We start from the raw sequence: 23,258 nt of genomic DNA, 5'->3' as shown, positions 1-23,258 counted from the left end.
GCCGGTGGCCTCCGACCTTAAGGTCGTGGGGACGACGGCCCGGCAGGGCGTGCGCGACCGGAGCCGGTCGCGCACGCTGCTGCGACCGCCCAGCTTCGAGATGCGCATGATGGCGCCCGCGCTGCTGGTGCTGGCCGCCCTGTCGCTGCTGCCGTTCCTCACCCTGATCTACATGAGCTTCTCCGAGGTGAAGCTGCTCGGCGGGCTGCGGTTCGAGCCGGTGGGCCTGGAGAACTGGCAGCGCCTGTTCACCGACCCGGACGTGCGCGCCTCCTGGGTGGTGAGCCTGATCTACCTCGCGCTCACCCTCGGCCTGGAGATGCTCGGCGGCGTCCTCGTGGCGCTCGTGCTCTACCGGATCACCCGGGGGCGGGGCCTGGTGTTCGCCCTGGTGCTGCTGCCGATGTTCCTCGCGCCGATCATCGTCGGCCTGCTCGGCCGGTTCATGACCGACTACACCATCGGCCTGTACGCGTGGGTGCTGCGCGGCCTCGGCTTCGAGAGCGACGTGCTCGGCGAGGGCACCACGGCGATGATCGCGGTGGTGGCGATGGACGCCTGGCAGTGGACGCCACTGGTCGTCCTGATCACCCTGGCCGGGCTGACCGCGGTGCCGCCGCCGCTGTTCGAGGCCGCCGCGGTGGACGGCGCGGGCTACTGGCAGACGCTGCGCTCGGTCGTCTTCCCCACGATCAAGGGCGTGCTGCTCGTCGCGCTGCTGGTGCGCGCGATGGACGCGGTCCGCTTCTTCGACATCATCACGATCACCACCAACGGAGGCCCCGCGGACGCCACGAAGATCATCCCGATCCGGCTGTACGAGACCGCGTTCCGGTTCCGGGAGATCGGCTACGCCTCGGTGATCGGCCTGGTGATGCTGCTGTTCTCGATCATCCTGGCGAACGTCTTCGTCGGCGTCCTGGGCAGAAAGGGGCTCACCAAATGAGCGAGACCCCCACGACGCTCGGCGGCCGCTCCCCGGTCGCCCGCGTGCTCACCTGGGTGCTGGTCGCGATCATCCTCGCCTGGACGGTGATCCCGCTCGGCTGGATGCTGCTCTCCTCGGTCAAGCCGGAGAGCGCGATCAAGACCGCCACCCCGACCCTGGTCTTCACCCCGACCCTGGAGAACTACGCCAGGCTGTTCGGGGCGGGCAACGACATCACGCCGTTCGCGGTCAACAGCGTGATCGCGACCGTGACGGCGACCGCGCTCGCGCTCGCCCTCGGCACCATCGCCGGGTACGGCCTGGCGCACTGGCGCGGCCGCGGCCGCAAGCACCTGGCCTTCTGGATCATCAGCACCCGGATGGCGCCGATCGCGGCCGTGATCCTGCCGCTGTTCATCATCTTCCGGCACCTCGGCCTGCTCGACTCGGTGGCCGGGCTGATCCTCGCGTACCTGTCGTTCAGCCTGCCGTTCGCAATCTGGCTGATGAGCGCGTTCTTCGCGGACGTGCCGCGGTCGATCGAGGAGGCGGCGCTGGTGTCGGGGGCGAGCCGGTGGCAGGCGTTCTGGCACGTGGTGCTGCCCACCGTCAAGCCCGGCCTGGTGACCACCGGCGTGCTGTGCGCGGTGTTCTCGTGGAACGACTACGCGTTCGCGTCCAGCTTCGCCGGCCCGGCCTCGCAGACCCTGCCGATGGCGGCCGGGCGCCTCATCACCCAGGGCGGCGTCGACTGGGGCCAGCTCACCGCGCTCGGCGTCGTCGTCACCCTGCCCATGATCGTTGCCGGACTCGCAGTTCGCCGGTGGCTCGTCACCGGCCTGACCCTTGGAGCGGTGACCGCCGAATGACCGACGCAGCGTCCATCCCCCTCCCGGACGTGCAGCAGGCCGCCGTCCTGCACTCCCCCGGGGACGTCCGCCTGGAGAAGCTGGCCGTACCCGAGCCCGGCCCACGCGAGGTGCTGATCCGGGTGGCCGCCGTCGGGGTGTGCGGCTCCGACGTCCACTACTACGAGCACGGCCGCATCGCCGACTTCGTCGTGGAGTCGCCGCTCGTGCTCGGCCACGAGGCCTCCGGCACGGTCGTCGCCGTCGGCCCCGAGGTCACCCGGGTACGGCCCGGCACCCGGGTCGCCATGGAGCCCGGGGTGCCCTGCGGCCAGTGCCGCGAGTGCCGTACCGGCCGGTACAACCTCTGCCCCGAGGTGCGGTTCTTCGCCACTCCCCCGGTCGACGGCGCGTTCGCCCAGTACGTGACGCTCGACGAGGCGTTCGCGCACCCGGTGCCGGACACGCTGTCGGACGAGGCGGCCGCGCTCATCGAGCCGCTGTCGGTGGCGGTGTGGGCGAACCGCAAGGCCCGCGTCGAGCCCGGCATGTCGGTGCTGGTGAGCGGGGCCGGGCCGATCGGGCTGCTGTGCGCGCAGGTGGCCAGCGCGCGGGGCGCGGCCCGCGTCGTCGCCACCGACGTGAGCGAGCACCGGCTCGCCGTGGCGCGGCGGCTCGGCGCGCACGAGACGGTGAACGTGCGCGAGCGCGACCCGTCCTCGGTGATCGCCGACGCCGACGTGCTGCTGGAGTGCTCGGGCAGCCCGGACGCGATCGCCTCCGGCATCCGGTGCGTCGCCCCCGCCGGCACCGTCGTGCTCGTCGGCATGGGCGACCCCACCGTGCCGGTCCCCGTCGACGTGGTGCAGCGCAACGAGCTGTGGCTGACCGGCACGTTCCGGTACGCCCACGCCTACCCGGCCGCGATCGCGCTCGCCGCCTCCGGGGCGATCGACCTCGACGGGCTGGTGACGGCGCGGTTCGGGCTGGCCGAGACCGAGCGGGCGCTGCGGGCCGCCCGGCAGGATCCCACCGCCCTCAAGGTCATGGTTCACCCGAACGGCACCAATATTGAGTAACGGCGATCCACCGCCGCGCCGTACACCCGAGTTTCCCGGATGAGCAGAGGGGGCTGCCTTGTCACACCGGTTCCGCCGACTGACCCCGGTGCAGATGGAACGGCACCGCAAGACCATCGAGCTGCTCGAACGGCGGGGCAAGGTCACCATCGAGGAACTCGTCCGGGAGTTCGGCATCAGCGCGATGACCGCCCACCGCGACCTGGACATCCTGCAGAAGCAGGGGTTACTGCGCAAGGTCCGCGGCGGGGCGGTCAGCGAGGCGGTGACCCGGGCGTCGGTGCACGCCCTGGACAGCGAGGCGAGCTGGCACGACCGCGCCCGCGCCGCGCTGCGCGAGAAGGAGGCGATCGCCGCCCGGGCCGCCCGCGAGCTGCAGCGCGGCATGACCGTGTTCATGGACGACAGCACCTCGTGCCTGCCGCTCGTGCCGTACCTGTCCCGGCTGTCCGGCATCACCGTGGTCACCAACTCGCTGTCGCTCACCCGCGTCCTGGTCGAGCACGGCCTCGAGGTGGTCATGATCGGCGGCACCTACCGCCCCGCGTTCGACGCCAACGTCGGCCTGCTCGCCCACGACGCGATCGGCCGGCTCCGCCTCGACGCGGTCTTCATCTCCACCCCCGCCGTCAGCGGCGGCGAGTGCTACCACCCCGACCAGGACTCGGTCCTCGTCAAGCGCGCCGCCCTCGCCGTCGGCGACCGCCGCATCCTCCTCGTCGACCACTCCAAGTTCACCCGCGTCGCCCCCTACTCCTTCGCCCGCCTCGCCGACTTCACCCTCGTCGTCACCGACACCGCCACCCCCGAGAAGGAGTACCGCCCCCACCTGCCCCCCGACCGCATCGCCGTCGTCGAGGTCTCCGACGCCCTCACCACCGACGTCGGCTGACCTGTCCGGGGAACGGCCAGCGGCGGGCGATCGTGGGTGCCCGCTCCCGTCGAACTGTGGCGCAGGAGGCCGGGGCCGACGGGTCAAGGTCACCGGCGTCACCTCCCGACCGCCGGCCTGGAACCTCGTCGACCCCCTGGCCTTGGCCGTCCGCCCGGCCGGATCAGGGTACGACCGCGCGGGCCGAGCCGTACGTCCGAGTCCGGTACCCGGCGCAAGGTGAGCCGAGGTGTGGGTATCGCCGTCCGGCGGCTGCCGTGGGTGCGTGGCGTCGTGCTCCAGCCTGTTCCCGGATAGCGCATTCCTCGTGGTCGCCGTAGTTCAGGGCACCGAATGCACAAGTAGATAAAAGGTCAGCAGATGGCAAAGGGTCATATGGCGGGCGCTGTCGATACCTAGGGTTGACGGGCTCGATCCCCACCCGAGGATGACAGTGAACGCCAGATCTCTCCGTGCCGTGGCGGTCGTCGCCGCCGCTCTCTTCCTGGCGACCGGTTGTGCCGACTCGCCGTCGCCCTCATCCGAGACAGTCGCCGCCGCGACCGCCGCACCGACCTCCGGCACTCCCGCTGCGCCGCCCAGCCCTCCCTCGGCATCGGTCACCCCTGCCGTGGCAACGCCGACTCCGACCACACCGAACCATGACGGCGACGAGCGCACCTCCCGCCCGAAGCCCCGCCCGAGCCGTACGAAGACGCGTAAATTCAGCCCTCGGCCGGCTCGCGTGGCACAGCCCAAGCAGCGCTCCCGGCCTTCCGTGATACGTGGCGTTCATCCCGGAGCCTTCTGCTCACCCGAAGGCGCCCTCGGTACCACCGATCGCGGCACTTTGATGCGCTGCTCCTCCCGCGGCGGCGACCAGGCACGGTGGCGGAAGGCCTGAGCATGCCGAGCGCGGGCGGCCGATGTCAGGGGCCGCCCGCACGAGACGGTGAGATGGACGCCCTCGAACGTCAGGCGGCCGCCGACCCGCCCGCGGGACGGGCCGGAGCGACCGGGGCGCTGTCGAGTGGCTGGGGCGGGGCGTTGAGGACCGCGTCGTCGAGGCGGTTCTCGCTGCGGGCCACGAGGACGGGGACCACGATCTGGCCGGTGACGTTCGTCGCGGTGCGGATCATGTCGAGGATGGGGTCGATCGCCAGCAGGAGGCCGACGCCCTCGAGGGGCAGGCCGAGGGTGCTGAGCGTCAGGGTGAGCATGACGATCGCGCCGGTGAGGCCCGCGGTGGCGGCCGAGCCGACCACGGCGACGAAGGCGATCAGCAGGTACTCGCCAAGTCCGAGCGGGATGTCGTACACCTGGGCGACGAAGATCGCGGCGATCGCCGGGTAGACCGAGGCGCAGCCGTCCATCTTCGTGGTCGCGCCGAACGGCACCGCGAAGGCGGCGTAGTCGCGGTCGACGCCGAGGCGTTCGATCGTGACCTTCTGCGTCACCGGCAGGGTGCCCACCGAGGAGCGGGAGACGAAGGCGAGCTCGATCGCGGGCCAGGCGTTGCGGAAGAACGTGACCGGGTTGACCTTGCCGACCAGGGCGAGCAGCGTCGGGTAGACGGCGAGCAGCACGATGAGGCAGCCGACGTACACGCCGAGGCTCACCCGGGCGAGCGGGCCGAGCAGGTCCCAGCCGTACGTCGCGACGGCCTTGCCGATGAGCCCGGCGGTGCCGATCGGGGCGAGGCGGATCACCCACCACAGCGCCTTCTGCACCAGCTCGAGGATCGAGCGGCTCAGCGTGAGGAACGGCTCGGCCTTCTCGCCGATGGCGAGGGCGGCCGCGCCGAGCACGACGCCGAGGAAGACGATCTGGAGGACGTTGAGCTCGGAGAACGCCGTGACGACGTTCGTCGGGATGATGCCGGTCAGGAAGTCGACCCAGGAGCCGACCCGCTCGGGCGCCTCGGCGCCTGAGGTGTCGAGCGTGACGCCCTGGCCGGGGTTGATGACGAGGCCGAGGACGATGCCGACGATCACGGCGATGAGCGCGGTGGCGAGGAACCACAGCAGCGTCTTGCCCGCGAGCCGGGCCGCGTTGCCGACGTTGCGCAGGTTGGCGACGCTCACCACCACGGCGGTGAACACCAGCGGCGCCACCGCCAGCCGCAGGAGCTGAACGAAGATGTTCCCGACCTCGGTCAGGACGTCGGCGAGCCACTCGAGGTTCCATACGAGCGCGGCGAAGCCGAGGGCCGCGCCCACGACGAGGCCCAGCAGCAGTTGCAGGGAAAACGAGACCCTCTTCATTGGCAGGGAGACTCCGAATGACGGCATGCCGAAGACGGCACGCGAAATCGAAAGGGGAACCGGCGCGCCCGTCAGGGCGTGATCAGCGACAGAGGGAGCCGGCCAGTCGGCAGAGATCGATGTGCAGCCGTGCTACAAGCCACACGGACATGTCACACCTCACATTGATGGGCGGTTTAGAGTAAATAGGACAGTATGTCCGATCATAGGATGAATCCTTGGGAGTTTCAAGACATTACCGATCGGAAGTACTCGAAGCACATAGTGACCGGTACCTAGGTCGTTGCTGGAACGTGTCCGGGTCGAACTCGCCGAGGCTGACCAGGTGATCGATCCGTTCCTGCCCGCGGGTTCGGCAGCTGCGAAGCGCTCGCATGGCGCGGGCCCTCTGTCGCTCCGCTACGCCGCAGCGCATCGGCCGGACGGCCGCCGCGGTCCGGGCCACAGGGGGTGGCTGCCACGGCAGATGCCGTGGCAGCCACCCGCCACGTCCTGCCGCACTCAGCGGCGCGCGGCCTTCCTCCGCCGCTCGGGGCGAGCGGTTTGCTGGACGACGAGCAGGGGGTTCCGCTCGGCGGTGAACCAGTCCGTGACTATCACACGCGTCTCATCCTTCGTGTAGTCACACGCAGCTGCGAGTGCTTCCTCGAGCCGCGGGCTCACGAGCTTGTCCTCGCATGCCTCGAATGGATGACGGGCCACGACGGCGTACCGTTCGCCTAGGCGAAGCTCGGTGCCGATGACCGCGGTCTCGGAGGAGAGGAACTCGCCCTGCAGCACGGCGCGCACGCTGTCCAGGGCCATCCGTTCCCGTGCCATGGTCGCGTGATCGTTCGGGAGGTCGCCGCCGGACAGGAGCGTGAAGAGGTCCGCTCCGAGGCGCCAGTCCAGGAGCGGGTGGAACACCATGTTCTCGTAGTCCCGCAGGCAGCCATAGCAGGAGGTCTTGCAGCTCTCTGCGTGCCGCGGATCGGCCAGGCCGGCAAGGAACCTCTGGACGTGCGCCGCGAACTCGTCGAAGACCTCACCCAGCCGGGTGCTGAACCCCGCGCCGTTCTCCAGGGTGTCGGCGAGGAACGCGTAGCACGCCTGACTGTCTCCGTGCCGCTCCGGGTGAATACCGGCGACAAGCTCGCGCGGGTCGACGTCGAGGAACTCGGCGGCCGCGGACCGCAGGAGGAAGGCCAGGGAGTACCAGGCGGCGCGCCGCCCCTGATGGAGGTCGGCTTTGAACTTGGGCTGGCACTCTTCCAGGTTGAGGCGAAGCCCGCGTACGTCGTCGACGGTGCGTGATGGGCCAACGAAGAGGAAGTCGGTCGGCAGCGCCGCGCCCAACGCCACCGTCCGGCCGATGGTGCTTCCCTTCGGCGCGATGCGGTACCCGCCCCAGTCGTTCCCTCCCGAGATGAAGGTGAACGCATCCCCTGCGTTGTCGTTGATCACATACCGCCTGCCTGGCCCTCGGTAGACCGTCGCGGCGCGCCACGCCGCGCGGCGGAGTTCGGAAAGGTCGGCTGTGGCCCGGGCCAGGACGGTCATGGCCGCCCAGGCGAAGTTGCCGTCGAAGTCACGTGGCTCGCCCGCCCGGAAGCCAGCCGGTTCGCTCATCTCCACGATGCGGTAGCTCTCCTGCCCGCACAGAGGGCACGTGCCGGGCTGCCCCGGGGTCAGCTCAAGACGGTTACAGGTCGAGCAGAGCCCGATCATCTGCCGCTTCCGCAGCGGATCGTCGGCCGGTCGCGGCTTGCCGTACACCGTCGGGGCGAAGTCGGTGATGCCCTCGACGGTGAACACCTGCCCGTCCTTGACCACCTCGTTCCCGGGGGCGAAGGTCGAGACGGCGAGCGCAATGTCCCTGTCGATGACCTCCTCTGGAGGCCACGGGTAGGAACTGGTCGGCCGTTCCAGGTAGAGGTAGCGGACCCTGGTGGGGAAGCCGAACATGGGCAGCACACCCATGTGCGCGAGCCGTTCGCCGAGATCCTCGCTTTCCCCCGACTCTGCGGCGACCCTCCCCACATTCGCCAGGAGTTTCCTCACCCAGTCGGCGTCGAATCGGTCCGGGTTAAAGCCTGTGTAGGCCGTGAACGCGCGTGCGGCGTTACGGATGGTGCTGAGGTTGGCGCGACACCACTTTTCGATATCCGCGGCGATGTCGGCCCAATCGGAAGCCCGGCCGAAGGGACCGTGCACCCCGGAGTTCTCGGGGTCCGCCAGGCCGGTGTGGAGGAAGGCCAGCCGCAGTACCTCGCTGGCCACGGCCCGCTCGAGGATCTCCATCGACTCGAGAGCAAGGTAAGGGGCCGGGACGGGATCGTTGAGAACGGCGTCGGGGTTGCGGAAGTAATGCTCGTCGTGGCTCCGTCCTCGGCAGACGGTGAGCGCGACGGCGAGGCGGTTGTCACGTCGACCGGCACGGCCCACTCGCTGCTGATAGTTGAACCGGGTCGGCGGCATGTTCGCCATGACGACCAGGCTGAGCGGCCCGATGTCAACTCCCGCCTCCATCGTGGTCGTCACCGACAGCAAGTCGAGGCCATGCACGTGGTCCCTGTCGTCGTCGAGGAACACCCCTTGGAACCGGGCCTGACGCCGCTGCGCCTCGATCCGGCCGGTCTGCCCGGTGAGTTCGGCGCAGTTGAGGCGGAACATGCCGTTCTTTGTAAGGGCCTTCCACGCGTAGTAGTCCTCGAGCTGCTGGCCCTTGTCCAAGGGCTCCGGCGACTCCGGGAGTCTCGCCCGGCACCCGGTGCAGACGCCGGCGCTCTCGGTCTGGTGCCGCCGACCGCAGGTCTTGCAGACCCACACCTTGGACGGCGCGGGGAAGAGCGCGACCTGCCCGGGGTCGATGAGGAAGTCGGCGACGACGCCTCGCCAGTAACGCTCGGCTTGGTCCTGCACCTCAGCGAAATCGAGCTTGTGGACCGCGGCGACGGTCTTCCAGTAGGCCTTGAGCCGTGCGGGGACGTTGGGCTGGGGGTCGCGCAGGCCGTTGAAGCGCTTGAGTTCGGCGAGGATACGGAGGCTGGCAGGCCCGACGCCCGGGATCGCCGTCGGCGTGCGACGGTCGACGGTATCGATACGGCCGAGTCCGAGCGACTCGAAGTCTCGGTCCGCGCCGGAGAAGAGTGACTCGAGGGTGTTGTCCAGGAGTTGGGTGGCAGCATCGGCGAGCGCCTCGCGAACGTCGTCGGGAACCTTTTCCGTGAGGGCGGGAGGCTTCTTATCCCAGTCGTAGAGTTCGTACCAGTTGACGCCCCCGGGACGTTGGGCGGACGGCTTGGGCCCGGCAGGATTGACGCCGAGGGCGAGGAGCTTGCGCTGGACGACGGTCTTGGCAAGCCAGTCCAGCCGCATCGGTGCGATGAGCTTGGCGGTGGCCGCCTCCTCCGCGTCAGCGTCTCCCTCTATCCAGGCGATCTTCAGATCCCGCGCCGCGTCCCGGTCCTTCGCCAAGAGCTTCTCGTAGACGGCCTTGTCCCCGTCGCGCGCCGCCGCAATGTCGTCAAGGGTTACCGTCACCTCGTGCATGGCCGAGAGCGCCAAGGTACGCACAAGGTCCTGGTAGTGGCGCAGGGCCAGGCCCGCGGAGAGCTTGGCGGCGTTCTGCCGACTGTCCGAGAACACGAGCAGCTTGCGCTCCTCGGCGGAGTCGAACTGCGTCGCGAGTTCGGCCGCGAGGACCTGGTTCACCTTCTCAAACCCGGTGCGCATCGGGCTGATCGGGGAACGCTGGTAGTCCGGGTCCTTGAGCCAGTCGGGCTCCTTCCGCCCGCGCCGCTCCCAGTCCGAGCCGCATGAGGGACAGGCGGGTGGGAACGGGGAAAGCTCGTCGAGTTCGTAGCCACTGTTGCGGGTCTCGACGTGGTAGCTCCAGCCCGTGGCGCTGTCTGCGCTGTTCTCTAGGCGTCCGGTCTTGGGCGTCAGCCGCGACAGGCGGAATGCAAACCGGACGCCGTCACGGCTCCAGGGATTGGGGTCGCGGGCCTGCTGCAGGGTCGTACGCGGCCAGTAAACGATGTAATTACGTGCCGTCCGATCCGGCCGGACCAGGTCCGGGATCCGAGAGAGGTCCGGTGTGTCGGGGAGAAGGTAGGAGTTGAAGGAGCGTTCCTCGGTAGCCTTTCTGGGTGCGTATCCTCCCAGGAAGACGTCGCCGCAGGAACGGCAGAAGAGCAGCTCCAGGACTCGGGCACCGCAGTCGCAGAAGGTCCGCGGACGGCTGTAGAGCTTCCCGACCGTCCGATCCTTCCTCCAGTCGTCGGGCACCTGCGTGCACTCCGGATCGGAGCAGGCCCACATGCCGGGAACGTTCCGGAAGAAGAAGTGCGCCCGCACCTTGTCGGTCGCGGTGGCCGTGCTCTTCCTGAGGGGAACGATGCGGCCTCCGCCCTTGACTCGCCGGTCGCTGACGAAATGGAACTGCTCGCGGTCTATCGCAAAGAACTCTTCAAGGAACTTCCTGTCCCGTTCCGGCTCCAAGGACGCGGTGGTCGCGATGACGCGGAGCTTCTCTGGGGCGTCCATGATGCCCAACCTGTTCCGCAGGTTCCGGACCAGGTAGGCCACCTCGGTGCCGGCCGTTCCGCGGTGGGTGTGGAGCTCGTCGACGACCAAGGTGAACCGGGCGTCGGGATAGGTCTCCAGCCACTCCCTGGTCCTTTCGAAGAACCCCTCGTCGCGTTCGCGGAGGAGCATGACGTTGAGCATCGAGTGATTGGTGATCAGGATGTCCGGTGGTGCGTCGTACATGTCCCACCGCGACAGCATCTCGGCACCGCCCGGGCGCGGGGCGAAGTACCGCGCATGATCCTTATTCGAATCCCGTTCGGCGATCCGGGCGGCCTGAGCGCTCCGCTCCTCCCATTCCCGGAAGAACTCGCGAAGCTCCTTGACGGCCTCCGGCTGATCGGGCTTGCCCAGCACCGGTGTGGCGGATGTGTACTTCCCGAAATAGAAGTAGTGTCCGTTCCGGTGATCCTCCAGCCATTTGCGCGCCTCGTCGCTGTCCAGTGCACCGCGCAGCCGGACGAGCTGGTCGTCCACCAGAGCGTTGGTCGGGTAGAGAATCAACGCCCGGACGGCGGCGGGCCGGTCCTTTCCACCGGAGCGCTGCGGGGTGAACGGTGCCGTCGCACTCCGCCACCACGCGGTCGCCCGAGCGGGGGGATTCGACCACGACGCGGACTCCGCGAGCAGATCGGCGATGATCGGCAGGAGAAACGCCTGGGTCTTTCCTGAGCCGGTACCGGAGGTGACGACGACGTTGCCGTCCTTCTTCAGGGCCGCTATGAGCGCCTCTTCCTGATGCGTATAGAGCTCCGCTGCCGGCAACAATCCGCAGCTCGCGAACTCCGCCAGCTCCGGCGGTGCTCCCGCCAGCTTGGCGGATTCCATGACGCTGCGTCCGGTGCGCGCATACTCGGGCCGAATCTCGAGGTACGGCTCAGCGTAGATGCCACCGGGAACATCGAGGAGCCTGCGACGCTCCTCCTGGAGACGGGGGTCACGTAGCCGGAAAGCGGTGTCGTAGTACCGGAGGTAGGCCTGCCGCAATGCGTTGAAGACGTCTTGAGGGGAATTCGCGACGGTCACAAGATCTCCAGCTCGCGATGAAGGGAGTCGGCGATTTTCTTGGCGATCCACAGCGGAACGCCGTCGTAGACGATCCGGTCCTCTATGGTGAGAGGTGGAAGGCCGGTGCACATTATGGCCGCGTAGTCCTGATCAGAAGGAAGCCGCGCACCCTTCTTCACCCTGAGCCGGCCCAACGCAAGATCACCACGTTGGTCCTCCGATTCCGGAACCCACTCGACGGGGGTGTGATCCGGTGACGTGGCGAGGTAAACGCCAACGGCACGTTCAACCTCATACCACTTTTGATCGCGACGCAATACGTAATACCATTTACCGTGACCTTCGTACGCATAAAAACCATCAGGCCAGATTCTGTTCGACCGAGACCATCGAAATTGCAGCGTACTCAGGGAGAAATACTTTAGTCGTGTCGTCCTTGCAGGTCCTTGAGTGACTCGGCCGGGAGACGCCGGGCGAAGGTCCTCGGCGATGCGTGCGGCTTCACACGGAATGAGCTCGACGCCGAGGATCTCAGCCGCCTCTTTCTCACTCCCCTCAAACCAGAGCGTGGCGGGAAGCGGAATGCCCCCGGCGGTGCCAGGAGCACACGCGGTGACAAAGCCGTCCAATCCCTCAGCGAGATCGGGATGAGGTCTCGTCCCGAGCACAAGTGAGCACTGCACCGGCCCGGGCAACGGGGTGACCTGCAATGGCCGGGCCGACCACGTGCGATTCCGCCAATCGACGACACAGTGTCCGAGTCTGCCCAGGACCGTCAACCACTCGTTGGCGTCGCCCCTGTCGACGCTCGCCGCCCAGCAGAGGGTGGACCGCATTTCCTCGATCCGACCTTTTCCGACATAGGCCAGCCAGGCGACGAAGAGATCGGGATCGAATTCCGTTTCTTGATCACTCATGATGCGCCTTCATACTTTTCATACTGAACTCGAGCGCCTTTTCGCAATAATCCGCCCACAACCTCTGATGCTCATCGTCACACGGCTTGGCAAAGAAGACCTTTATCCAGAACTCCCTCATCTCCTGCGTGAACCGTCTGATCGCAGGAGGCTCCCTGCGTCGGAGCATGACCCGAAACCCGTCCTCGGCCTCGCTGACCAGCCACACCGCGGACTCGGGCACCTCCGCCTGAAGGCTCGCGCCAGTGAGCCCGGTCTGCCGCGTACGCCACCACACCGGCGGAGGGGCCGCGGCCGACGACGCAAGCCGCGTGAAGCCACCGTCGGAATAGACGGCAGCCAGCGGAGGTCCGGGAGGGGAAGGCATACGCGAGGCGCCTTTCGCCCGCCGCTCCGGCATGCGTGGCGCGTGGGTGTGGAAGGTCAGGCTGTGGCCGTCACACTCGGCGGTGTGTCGGCCAGGCATCAGGCCGAGTCCGCGCAGCAGAACCGGTCGTCCCCCGGTCTTGACCGGCCTGCCATCGATCTTCACGACCTCGGTGCCCGACGGTGGGACGAGGTCCGGCTCTCCGCCCGCCAGATAGTGGTGCCTGCCCAGATCCTGGCGGACCTTCAGACCCCCGGTGAGCCGGATCTTCTTCCTGCGTGGCCTGCCCTCATCGTCGAACTCGATCCTGTCGAGGACGTACCAGCCCGGTACGTTGCACGGGTCTCCGGGCTCCCACTCGTAGCCGGCCCTGTCGAGGAGCTCTCTGGCCTGCTTCTCGAGCGCCTCGCTGTAGACGATGAGGGACGGCTGGAACGGTTCAGCGTGCTTGGTCTCTACGTATCCGCCATGCGGGTCCTGCTGCAGGATCACGGGTTTGGTCCGGCGCGCAGCGTTGATCCGCACGTACTTCTCGTCCGCTTTGAACCCGCTCTTCAGGACCACTCCGATGTCGGGAAGATCCCCGGACAGCCGGTAGTACCGTCGCCCTTCTTCGGCAGTCAGTTGGAGCGTGCCACCCGCGTGCTTCAGGGCACCGCCCTGGAGTCCGTCACGGCAAGGGATCTTCCAGCTCAGCACCCATCTCTGGCGCTGGTCCTGCATAGCGGCGAGCCGGAGTTCGAGGTTTCGGATACCCGCGGGTGCAGGTGCGTTCTGCCCCGTCCTCGAGAGCATCTCCAGAAGCTGGGCCACGATCTCATCACGATCGTTCGAAACGAGCGCTTCCTGGCACGTCTTGGAGAGGTGATACTTTTCCGGCCCGTGCTGCCGTAGCAGCTCAAGGAGCTCGTGTCCGGATCTGCCTCGGTACTTCTTGAAGAACGGGGCCAGGCGCTGGTTGTCGTCGGCGCACATGATCGCCTGCGACTGGGCGTACCCGATGCGTCCACGCCATTTGGTGGCGTAGAAGGTGCAGATGCCGTTCCGGCCGTCCCGCTCCTCAAGCCACTCCTTGAGATACCGCCACAGCGTAGGTATCTCCTCAGACCCTCGCCTCAGGTGGTCTGTCGCGTCAGGGAGAGTCCACCCTGCCGGCTTGATGAGTTCGGCGAGGCGTTCGTAGTAGGCACGTTGACCACGGGTCCCCTTGCTCCTCATACGGGTGGCCGCGAGCACGAGCACGGCCAGCACCGGCAAGCAGGGTGGCGGTTCGCTTCTGTACTGTCCCTTCGTGCGCCACTCCCGCACGTTGTCCGCGACCTTTGCGAAGGCCTCACCGGACCAGTCGACGGCCTCGGCGACGGTGGTGCAGAGGTCAGTGATACCCGGCTCCGCCGTCTGATGAAGGCGTCGCGCGATCTCGTCGTCGACGAAGAAGAGGACCGGACGGCCGTTCTGATGCTCCCCGAAGTACGTCTTGGCGAGCAGCACTTGCCACCACTTATAAGAGCGCATGACAAAACCTATGTGACGATCTAGAGGGATAGACGATAACGGAATTGGGCCAAATTGTCGCCCTGTTCGACACGGTGACCAGGAAGGGCCTAACCACCCACCGGAACGCTGCTTCGGACATTTAATACGGAAGTCGTCTATTCTGGACAATTAGTGACAGTTGTGACGTTTTTCGCCTATCGGACCAGCGTAACTGAAAACGACCGATCACCTGCGGGATCGCAGCAGCAGGGCAGGTCCAGGACTACAACGGGCAGGGTATGGCCATCTTCGGGCCGGAACCTCCGAACGGCAGAGACGTCTGGTCGCCGCGGTCTTTTGCCCGGGACCCGCAGGGAAAACCGCACCGGCACCCGTGAACTTGGCCTCATCGGCTGGCCCACGGTCTTCGGCGAAAGACATGGGGAAGCGGCTGATCATTTGCGGGATCGGCGCTGAACCCTTTCGAAGCGGGCCGATATGCGCCTAGGGAGGGTCGAGATTCCCCCCTTCTCACAGCACCAGCCACTCGATCGGCTCGTCCAGCACGGCCGCCGCGTGGTCGAAGTCGGCGAAGCTGACGTCCAGGGCGACGGATGCGAGGTGCCTGGACAGGACGACGCTGAACTTCAGGCCGATGACGGCCCTGTCATCCACCTCGGGGGAGCAGAGGCCGGCGTGGCGGAGCAGTGCCATACCCGCGGGGCGATGCGTCGTCGTGTTTGCCGATATCGTCGCCAACGCGGCGGTACGGATGATGTAAGGGGCCTCGCAGCAAGGCGACATTGGTGTGGCACTTACCAAGATCCACTAGCCCACGTCGCCCTGCAGGATCGAGACGATGCCTCACAGGTCGACGCGAAGGGCCGCTTGTACCCAGTGCGATCAGGCCACGCCGCCGCGAGGTCCGGAATCGAGGAAGCCATACTGGTGAAAACGTGACTTCTGTGTCGTGAGAGCCGGTGGCGGATCGGGTGATATCAGTGTTTCCTCCCTTGACTCAGTTGGAACGTGCCGTTCTCTGCAGCCAAAGTCTCGTCGCGGCTGTGGATATCCGACCTCTCGCCCCGGCGCCCACCAAGCTCGGGGCCGATCTCCGCGAGATGACCGCGGTCGTGAGAGACGGGGCACCATGAATCCGCAGCTTGGCGCAGCGGTTCGCGAGAAGACGGCGGCCAAGGTCATCGCCGGTGCGGCGAACTACCTCCTGCACGACGCAGGCGAACAGATCCTGTTCGTCGGCAAGACCAACCAGGTGAGACCGACCGTTGACCACGTCGTGCTCACCGACATGCGGCTCGTTGGCGTCCTCGCGTCACAGCCAGCGCGGGGCCCGAAGGTTCAGGCGTGGTGGCCGGAGGTCCGCTCGTACGCGGTCAGCGATAAGTGGTCGTCAATGAACCGTCTGACACTGATCACCCATGAGGGCAAGGAGATCCATTTCGGAACGCTCCGCGAAGCGGACCTCCCGCTGATCCGCACCCACATCGAGCGTCTGATGTCGCCCATGCACGCGGACTGGGTGCTGCGCCGACTGACCGAACTGGAGACGGCCCGTCTGGCCGAACAGGAACACCGGGCCCGGGAATGGCGGCGCTACCAGGAAACGTCGTCTCCCTCACCCCCGCCGGACCCGCTTTCCTCACCCGCCCCTCCTCCGGTGCAGGACATAGCCGTCGTCCCGCCCTCCACGTCCGCCACGATGGGGCACGCGCCCCTGCCGGTCCAGACGCCGCCCCGGTCCGCTGATCCCGACGATGAGCTGACGGATTTCACGGAGGCTCTACTCGACTCCGTCGCTGAGAACGGAGCGAGAGACATAGGCCCTTCCTCCACCGCCGAGGCCTTCGATGACTCCGATGACGTGGACCGCTCCGACGGCGATGCACCCCTAGCGGTCCCGCCCATCAGTGAACGGAGTTTCCTCGCGGAGCTCACTGAGTCGAGACGGAAGCCGCGCAAGTGGCCGTACTTGCTGCTGCTCTGCGAGATCGCCGGGATCGCGATGCGCGGCAACGGTTGGATCGTTATGGCCGCGGGTCTCCTCGTCGCACTGATGATGGCGGCAGTGGAGAACCAGTTGGCGCGCCCTCGGTTCCACTACGGCCTGCCGGGCGAGGAGGAGTCGCCCTTCAACGACCTGGTGACCGTCTTCATCGATGCCATGGATGCGCAAGCGGCATGGCTCATCACCGGCAGGCAGGCGGTCATCTCGCCCCACGAGCGCAAAGCCAACGCGGGAGCAGGGGTGAAGACGACGCGGCTACCGGCCTCGATCTCGTTCTCCAGGTTCCGGGGCATCGACACCGACGTCAGCGCACCCACTCTCATCGCTGGCCCCTGGGTGGTGCACTTCTATCCGGACCGGATCCTCCTGGGCAGGAACGGCCGGTTCACCGAGCACCGCTACGAAGAGCTTCACGTCGAGGCGGACGTCACCCGGTTCGTGGAGGAGTCGGCCCTGCCGTCCGACGCCGTCGTCGTGGATTACACCTGGAAGTACGTCAACGCCCGCGGCGGCCCTGACCGCAGGTACAAGGACAACCGGAGGCTGCCCATCGCCCTCTACGGAGAGCTCACCTTGGAGATCGGCGACACCCGGCTCGTCTGGATGATCTCCGTCGCGGACCTGCCGGGCCGACTGTGCACCGTGCTTCAGGGTGTCGGGGCCAGATAATCACCCGCCGGTAGGGCAGGAATGGACGCCCCGCTGCGCGGCCGCGGCCCTCGCCTCGTAGGCCTCAAACCGCTCGCGTACCCGTCCACTGACCTCGCCGGCCGCCACCCGGGCGGCCCCAGTAAGGAGGAGCCGGGCGTTCACCGTCGCCCGCCCTTTCCCCTCGGGCCACAGGTACACCGCCGGGGAGGAGCCGACGTTCGCGGAACCCGCCCGGCGTGCGATCCACGCATACGAGCCGCGAGGCACGTGGCTCCTGAGCCGGGCGGTGGCCCACTCGGCCCGGCACTCGCCACTAACCGGCGCGTGCACACCCCGCAGCCGGACGACGGTCGTCACCCGGGCGGGAGACAGCACAGATCCGGGCCCGGCGGCCTGCACCCGCAACCGGTCCCCGGCGATCACGTCGACTACCCGTACCCGCTGCGCCGTCGCGGGGATCCCCGGAGGCCGACTCGCCGCGGTGGCCGTCGGGGACGGGGTACTGCTCGTCCCGGTCGGTCCGGACATCTGCGGAGCCGGGTCGGGAACCGGGGAGCTCACCGCCATGCCCACCGTCGCGGCCGAGACCGGAACGAACATCGCCACCGCCCAGAACCGCCAGAACCGGTTCCACGCCCTCGTGCCCGGCGCGCCGAGGAAAAGATCATGCACTACCGACGCTGCATAGAACAACCCGAACACGATGAGCAAGAACTCAGCCCAAAGCGCGACCGCTCCCCACTTCGCGGCGGTCTGGAAGGTCTGATCCAGTCCCGCCGATCGGGCCAGATGCTCGGCTATCCCGCTCGGCCAGGTAAGGACGATATACACGATCTTCAGGACGGTGAGGATGACCCAGCCGACGGCGCCGATCACAAGCATTCCCGCGAAGCCAAGCGCGAGCGTGCGCGAGCTGACGCCGACACCCACCCGGACCGGGCCGAGGTTGAAACCCACCCCGAATCCCACGCTGTCCTTCTTTCTCCCGTCCCGTATCCTGCGTCACAATCATGGACCACAGGTTCGGGCAGGTATGACCGAGGTCCGGCCGTTCGACCGTCCCTACCGCTCCGACGGCCCAAGGGCACAGGGCTTCATCTTTGACGCGGCCCACCCCCGCGCTCGCCGCTATGTCACTGAATGCTCTCCACACGGCGTACTGGGCAATCGAGCGTTCCGAAGCGCCGCTGGGGATGCGCGGCAGCTCCTCAAAGCCCGCGGGATGGAGACCCAAGCCCTCTGAGCACCTTCGAACCCAAATGCAGCAGCGGAACCTGGCCGCCTTCCTCTCGCCGCCGAGCACCAAGGCGTTGGTCCTCCCACAGCCCTCGACAGTTTCCCGGCACGGCATAGGCCCCAGCAGCCGTTCCAGCCGATGCGGGTTGAGAGTGTCGAGGATCCCGGTGCGCATCATTGGGACACAGCGTAGGTGCATAATCCCATTTATGCGGATATACGTGGGCGTCACCGACGGTGATTGGTACCACTTTCTTGCTGATCGTCCATATCTGTCCGAAGCGAACTTCTGGCGCCCCAACGAAGAGAAGAACTTCCGGGCTCTGAAGCCGGGCGAGCCGTTCTTCTTCAAGACCCATCACCCCCACAACCGCGTGGTCGGTGGAGGTTACTTCCAGACCTTCGAGCGATTGCCATTGTCTTCGGCCTGGGACATCTTCCAGGAGGCCAACGGGGCCGCCGATGAAGACGAGATGAGGAGGAAGATCGGCCGGTACCGGAAGCAACCGATAAGCCAGTGGGAAGATCCGGTCATCGGATGCATCCTTCTTCGTGACATCCGCTTCTTCGATCCGCCGGCCGATCCTCCCCCGAACTTCGCCCCGAACATCGTCCAAGGCAAGACGTACGACCTGAGCAGCGACACGAACGCCGACTACTTCCACGGACTGCTCTCCCGCCTTGAGGGCGGTACATCATCCGGGGAAGACCATACGGAGACATGGCACCTTGACGGGCCCGCTCTGGGCGGCCCGCGACCGGTCCGGCAGCGCCTCGGCCAACACGCTTTCCAGGCCGTCGTCCTCAACGCTTATCGACATCAGTGTGCGATCACCGGTTCACGGATTCGACCCACGCTCCAAGCCGCGCACATCCAGCCGGTGTCAGAAGGCGGACAGCATCGGCTGGACAACGGCATACTCCTGCGCTCGGACGTGCACACCCTATTCGATCGCGGTTACCTGGGAATCGATCCCGACTATCGCATCAGAGTGAGTAACCGCCTGCGTGAGGAGTTCGACACCGGCGAAGAGTTCTATCGCCTCGAAGGAAGACGGGTAGGATTACCGGAGAATCAGCGTGACTACCCGAATCGCGATCTCCTGGAATGGCATCTTCGTGAGGTCTTCCTCGGCTGAGCACCCGTCGGCGGCCGTACATGCCCACTGATGTCTCCTCGGTCGGTGGCCGCCTGGACGTCCGGTCCCATCCCGGTCGCCGATCCATCGCCTAACTCACCCATGAATTTATGTTGGTGGTGGCACGGCCGTTTCGCGGGTGCGATTCTCCGAGAGGTCAGGCGGTTCCTGCTTCACTCGGACGAATCGGGTTGTCATCCGCAATCCGCCCACGGCCGACCGTCTTGTGGGAACACACCTTTGCAGCCGGAAGGATTCACCTCCGGCTGTCACGGACAGGACGATCAGCCCATGTGATCAAACTTGCCGCTCTTGATCTCGGCGATGAAGGCGTCCCACTCACCCGGAGAGAACGCGAGGACCGTACTTTCGAGCCTCTTCGAGTCTCGAATTAGGAACAACGCCTCGGCATCTGAGCACGTGCCGCGAGCCACGGCGACTTCGACACAGTCCGCGCATTGCCGCTTTACCGGCTCTTCTTCCAGGTGACGTGGGACAGGTCCATCGCACCCCCTGCGCGCTTCTCGGAGGGTCAGCGGCTACTCGGATAACTGATCGGCCAACCTCGCGATCAGCAGCTTGGACTCGGCGGGGTCCAGCGCTAACGCCGGACATGGTCGAACGCTAACGAGTACTGGTATATCTCGACATCACGCTCGATGTACAGGTTTCCGGTCAGGCTTTCGAGGTACACGACCTCCGGGTCGCCGGGTTCACGGAATTGCATGATCGAGATTTGCCGCGCGTACCGAGATGAGCGCCCTTCGCGAACGGCAGGACCTGAATTGTTATGTTGTCCCGATCCGCGAAGTCGAGGAGCTTGGCGTACTGATCCCGCATGACGGAGACGGAGCCGATCTGTCGGCGAAGGGCCGCCTCATCGATGACGGTCCAGAACCGAAGCGGGTTCTCCTTGCGAAGCAGAAGTTCCTGCCGAGTCAGATGGGCTCGCCGGGCCGCCACCCGCACCCACGATATCTTCAACGACTGATACGCGCGCTCAGGGCATCTCGCCGTAGTCCTCTGCCTGGCTCGCCGTATGCCCGCGCGGCCACCGACAGCCGCCCGGGTGGGACTTCGGTCCTCTATACAAATAGGTCAGCGACTGTTAGCTCCTTGCGGGCCCGGCGGGCTCGCCGACACGGTCGGCGGCTGCGACGGGGCGCTGAGGTCGACGTCGTCGACGCGGCCCCGCCGGGGGCTTCACACATCGGCACGCCCCGCCGTACAGACCGGGCGGTTACGAGGCGGTGCGGGTCTGCCGGGCGAGCCAGGCGGTCGGGACGCGGACCGCGGGGGCGCGAGCCGGCTGATCTGCCCGGTGACAAGGCACGAACGAACCGGCAGAGCCGCCGCAAACCCGTCTAAAGGGCACCAGTACTCTTGGCTGCTGTCGCCCCCCAGCACCCTTTCCGACAGCCGCGGGTCCGCACCCTGAGGTGATCGTGGTCGTTGCTCCGCCGAGCCTTTACCGCCGGTTCGCCGCGGGAACCCTGGTTGGTGATGATCAGGCCAGGAGACGCCCGCGTGCCGAACGCCTCAGAGGCGCCGCCGCCTGACGTACCCGCCGATCACCGCCGACCGTCATCCGTCACCCTTCAGGAGCTGCCCCTTGTCAAGGCGCGAACGCCTTCGGTCCATCATCGAAGCCCGGCCCTTCCAGCGGACCATCATCGCGATCATCGCCCTGAACGCGATCACGCACGGCACGGCGACCTTCGACGGGCTTCCCGAGCAGGTGCTCGGGTTCCTGCACGCGGTGGACCGGATCGCGCTCGCGATCTTCGTGGTGGAGATCGCCGTTCGCCTGTACGCGTACGGCTGGAAGTTCTTCCGTGACCCGTGGAGCGTGTTCGACGCGCTCATCGTGGGCATCGCGCTGGTCCCGGTGACCGGCCCGACCTCGGTGCTGCGGACGCTGCGGATCCTGCGGGCGCTGCGGCTCATCTCCGCGGTGCCGAGCATGCGCCGGGTGGTGTCGGCGCTGCTGTCCGCGATACCGGGCATGGCCTCGATCATCGGCCTGCTCCTGCTCGTCATGTACGTCTCGGCCGTGATCTCCACGGAGATGTTCGGCAGGATCGCCCCGGACTACTTCGCCGACCTGCCGACCTCGCTGTTCTCGCTGTTCCAGATCATGACCGGCGAGGCCTGGCCGGACATCGCCGACCAGGTGATGAGCGAGATGCCGTGGGCGTGGATCTTCTTCGTCGGCTACATCCTCACCTCGAGCTACGTTGTTCTCAATTTGTTCATCGCCGTCGTGGTCAACGCCCTCGATGACGAGACCGTCTCGCGTGAGGAGAAGCGGACCGAGGACAAGCTCGACACGATCCTCCAGGAGCTCGCCCGGCTGCACGCCCGCATCGACGCGCTGGAGCGCCTCCCCGAAGAGCAGCGGTCCGGCGGGCACTCTCCGGCGCAGGTCTCCTCGTCCTAGGCAGGCCGTACGGGGCAGCACGATGCCCGCGGCGCGTCCTCGTTACGGCGAGCGCGGCTGGCCGGGACGCCGGGCTCGCCGGTGGTGTCCCCGCCGAGGCGTTGGCCACCGCGTCGGAGCACTTCACCGGCACCGAGCTCACCATCTGCTGCGGACGATCGCCGCGATCAACGCCTGGAACCTCTAAACAATCGTGTCTGACATTGATATTTCTCAATCCGAGAAGGCGCACCTAGCGTCAGAGGTGTGAGCTCCTTCGTCTACACCGCCGTCCGCACCCCGTTCGGCAAGTACGGGGGCGGGCTCGCCGGGGTCCGCCCGGACGATCTGGCCGCGCACGTCGTGTCGGCGACCCTCGCCCGTGTCCCGAACCTCGATCCGGCCGCGATCGACGACGTCGTGTTCGGCAACACCAACGGCGCCGGTGAGGAGAACCGCAACGTCGGCCGCATGGCCGTACTGCTCGCCGGGCTGCCGACGAGCGTGCCCGCCACCACGGTCAACCGGCTGTGCGGGTCGAGCCTCGACGCGGTGCTCATCGGGTCCCGCATGATCGAGGCCGGGGACGCCGACGTCGTGCTCACCGGCGGCGTCGAGTCGATGACCCGGGCCCCGTGGGTGCTGCCGAAGCCGGACCGGCCGTTCCCCGCCACCGACGTCACCGCCGTCTCCACCGCGCTGGGCTGGCGGCTGGTCAACCCGCGCATGCCCAAGGAGTGGACGGTCTCGCTCGGCGAGGCGAACGAGCTGCTGCGCGAGCGGTTCGGCGTCTCGCGCGAGCGGCAGGACGAGTTCGCCCACCGCTCCCACACCCTCGCCCACCGGGCCTGGGAGGACGGCTTCTACGACGACCTGGTCGCGCCGGTCGACGGCACCGAGCTCGTACGCGACGAGGGCATCCGCCCGGACAGCGCGCCGGAGAAGCTCGCCCGGCTCAAGCCCGCCTTCCGTCCCGACGGCACGATCACCGCGGGCAACGCCTCGCCGCTCAGCGACGGCGCCTCGGCCGTACTGCTCGGCTCCGAGGCCGCCGCCGACGTGATCGGCGCCGCCCCGCTGGCGCGGATCGCCGGGCGGGCCGCGTTCGCGCTCGACCCGCAGGACTTCGGGTACGCCCCGGTCGAGGCGGCCAACCGGGCCCTCGCCCGGGCCGGGATCGGCTGGGACCGGGTCGGCGCGGTCGAGCTCAACGAGGCGTTCGCCGTGCAGTCGCTGGTGTGCATCGACGCCTGGAAGGTCGACCCGGAGATCGTGAACACCCGGGGCGGGGCGATCGCCATCGGCCACCCGCTGGGCGCGTCCGGCGGGCGGATCGTCGGCACGCTCGTCAAGGTGCTGCGCGAGCGCAAGGCGCGCTGGGGCGTGGCGGCGATCTGCATCGGCGTGGGCCAGGGCCTCGCCGTGGTGCTCGAGAACCTCGAGGCGGGCGCGTGATGCCG

17 protein-coding genes are annotated in these 23,258 nt (G+C 67.3%); 8 read left to right on the top strand and 9 right to left on the bottom strand.

Annotated elements, in window-relative coordinates:
- The first annotated feature begins 4 nt into the window (after nucleotides 1–4).
- Genes FHX40_RS08690 through FHX40_RS08675 form a run of 4 tightly spaced genes read left to right on the top strand, consistent with a single transcriptional unit; the run spans nucleotide 5 to nucleotide 3,747 of the window.
- Nucleotides 5–946, top strand: coding sequence for a carbohydrate ABC transporter permease (locus FHX40_RS08690; RefSeq protein WP_229789135.1), 942 nt, complete (start codon nucleotides 5–7; stop codon nucleotides 944–946).
- Nucleotides 943–1,797, top strand: a complete 855-nt coding sequence (locus tag FHX40_RS08685; protein WP_142259133.1) for a carbohydrate ABC transporter permease — start codon at nucleotides 943–945, stop codon at nucleotides 1,795–1,797. The genes FHX40_RS08690 and FHX40_RS08685 overlap by 4 nt, the downstream gene beginning before the upstream one ends.
- Entirely contained in the window at nucleotides 1,794–2,855 is a 1,062-nt protein-coding gene (locus FHX40_RS08680) for an NAD(P)-dependent alcohol dehydrogenase (protein WP_142259132.1), read from the top strand. The genes FHX40_RS08685 and FHX40_RS08680 overlap by 4 nt, the downstream gene beginning before the upstream one ends.
- 58 nt (nucleotides 2,856–2,913) lie before the next feature.
- On the top strand, nucleotides 2,914–3,747 hold the full coding sequence (locus FHX40_RS08675; RefSeq protein ID WP_142259131.1) for a DeoR/GlpR family DNA-binding transcription regulator: 834 nt from the start codon (nucleotides 2,914–2,916) through the stop codon (nucleotides 3,745–3,747).
- A 953-nt stretch (nucleotides 3,748–4,700) separates the two neighbouring features.
- Here FHX40_RS08675 and FHX40_RS08670 read toward each other — a convergent pair.
- From FHX40_RS08670 to FHX40_RS25030, 6 genes are all read right to left on the bottom strand, one after another.
- A complete protein-coding gene (locus FHX40_RS08670; RefSeq protein WP_229789136.1) occupies nucleotides 4,701–5,990 on the bottom strand; it encodes a dicarboxylate/amino acid:cation symporter in 1,290 nt (429 codons plus the stop codon).
- An 82-nt stretch (nucleotides 5,991–6,072) separates the two neighbouring features.
- Nucleotides 6,073–6,141 carry a putative leader peptide gene (locus FHX40_RS26245; protein ID WP_373286912.1) on the bottom strand — a complete coding sequence of 23 codons (69 nt, stop codon included), beginning with the start codon at nucleotides 6,139–6,141 and terminating at the stop codon, nucleotides 6,073–6,075.
- Nucleotides 6,142–6,491: 350 nt separating this feature from the next.
- A complete protein-coding gene (locus FHX40_RS08665; RefSeq protein ID WP_142259129.1) occupies nucleotides 6,492–11,585 on the bottom strand; it encodes a DEAD/DEAH box helicase in 5,094 nt (1,697 codons plus the stop codon).
- Entirely contained in the window at nucleotides 11,582–12,484 is a 903-nt protein-coding gene (locus tag FHX40_RS08660) for a hypothetical protein (protein WP_142259128.1), read from the bottom strand. The genes FHX40_RS08665 and FHX40_RS08660 overlap by 4 nt, the downstream gene beginning before the upstream one ends.
- Nucleotides 12,477–14,342, bottom strand: coding sequence for a hypothetical protein (locus FHX40_RS08655; RefSeq protein WP_142259127.1), 1,866 nt, complete (start codon nucleotides 14,340–14,342; stop codon nucleotides 12,477–12,479). Before FHX40_RS08655 ends, FHX40_RS08660 begins: the two co-directional genes overlap by 8 nt.
- A 516-nt stretch (nucleotides 14,343–14,858) precedes the next feature.
- Nucleotides 14,859–15,002 carry a hypothetical protein gene (locus FHX40_RS25030; protein WP_170198770.1) on the bottom strand — a complete coding sequence of 48 codons (144 nt, stop codon included), beginning with the start codon at nucleotides 15,000–15,002 and terminating at the stop codon, nucleotides 14,859–14,861.
- 475 nt (nucleotides 15,003–15,477) lie between these two features.
- Here FHX40_RS25030 and FHX40_RS08650 point away from each other — a divergent pair, with 475 nt between their 5' ends.
- Nucleotides 15,478–17,022, top strand: a complete 1,545-nt coding sequence (locus tag FHX40_RS08650) for a hypothetical protein (RefSeq protein WP_142259126.1) — start codon at nucleotides 15,478–15,480, stop codon at nucleotides 17,020–17,022.
- Here the strand turns inward: FHX40_RS08650 and FHX40_RS08645 are convergent, their stop codons facing one another.
- Nucleotides 17,023–17,973: a hypothetical protein gene (locus tag FHX40_RS08645; RefSeq protein ID WP_142259125.1), complete on the bottom strand. Its 951-nt coding sequence runs from the start codon at nucleotides 17,971–17,973 to the stop codon at nucleotides 17,023–17,025.
- A gap of 488 nt (nucleotides 17,974–18,461) precedes the next feature.
- Here FHX40_RS08645 and FHX40_RS08640 point away from each other — a divergent pair, with 488 nt between their 5' ends.
- A complete protein-coding gene (locus tag FHX40_RS08640) occupies nucleotides 18,462–19,379 on the top strand; it encodes an HNH endonuclease (RefSeq protein WP_229789137.1) in 918 nt (305 codons plus the stop codon).
- A 284-nt stretch (nucleotides 19,380–19,663) separates the two neighbouring features.
- Here FHX40_RS08640 and FHX40_RS08635 read toward each other — a convergent pair whose 3' ends face one another.
- Together FHX40_RS08635 and FHX40_RS26240 are read right to left on the bottom strand one after the other, a co-directional pair.
- Nucleotides 19,664–19,813 (bottom strand): DUF397 domain-containing protein, encoded by a 150-nt coding sequence (locus tag FHX40_RS08635; RefSeq protein ID WP_229789138.1) that lies wholly within the window; start codon nucleotides 19,811–19,813, stop codon nucleotides 19,664–19,666.
- A 241-nt stretch (nucleotides 19,814–20,054) separates the two neighbouring features.
- Nucleotides 20,055–20,342: a Scr1 family TA system antitoxin-like transcriptional regulator gene (locus tag FHX40_RS26240; protein ID WP_425329290.1), complete on the bottom strand. Its 288-nt coding sequence runs from the start codon at nucleotides 20,340–20,342 to the stop codon at nucleotides 20,055–20,057.
- 649 nt (nucleotides 20,343–20,991) lie between these two features.
- Here FHX40_RS26240 and FHX40_RS08630 point away from each other — a divergent pair.
- Both FHX40_RS08630 and FHX40_RS08625 read left to right on the top strand, forming a co-directional pair.
- On the top strand, nucleotides 20,992–21,819 hold the full coding sequence (locus FHX40_RS08630) for an ion transporter (RefSeq protein WP_142259123.1): 828 nt from the start codon (nucleotides 20,992–20,994) through the stop codon (nucleotides 21,817–21,819).
- Between the two features lie 246 nt (nucleotides 21,820–22,065).
- Nucleotides 22,066–23,253 (top strand): thiolase family protein, encoded by a 1,188-nt coding sequence (locus FHX40_RS08625; protein WP_142259122.1) that lies wholly within the window; start codon nucleotides 22,066–22,068, stop codon nucleotides 23,251–23,253.
- Nucleotides 23,254–23,258: the final 5 nt, after the last annotated feature.

The organism is Thermopolyspora flexuosa, assembly GCF_006716785.1.
GTDB lineage: Bacteria > Actinomycetota > Actinomycetes > Streptosporangiales > Streptosporangiaceae > Thermopolyspora > Thermopolyspora flexuosa.
Note: the sequence above shows the minus strand (reverse complement) of the source record. Positions and strands in the feature narration are given on the sequence as shown.

Coding starts and splice junctions, on each gene's coding strand:
- FHX40_RS08660 (WP_142259128.1), bottom strand. CDS start 12,484: ATGAGTGATCAAGAAACGGAATTCGATCCCGATCTCTTCGTCGCCTGG.
- FHX40_RS08650 (WP_142259126.1), top strand. CDS start 15,478: ATGAATCCGCAGCTTGGCGCAGCGGTTCGCGAGAAGACGGCGGCCAAG.
- FHX40_RS08670 (WP_229789136.1), bottom strand. CDS start 5,990: ATGAAGAGGGTCTCGTTTTCCCTGCAACTGCTGCTGGGCCTCGTCGTG.
- FHX40_RS08680 (WP_142259132.1), top strand. CDS start 1,794: ATGACCGACGCAGCGTCCATCCCCCTCCCGGACGTGCAGCAGGCCGCC.
- FHX40_RS08685 (WP_142259133.1), top strand. CDS start 943: ATGAGCGAGACCCCCACGACGCTCGGCGGCCGCTCCCCGGTCGCCCGC.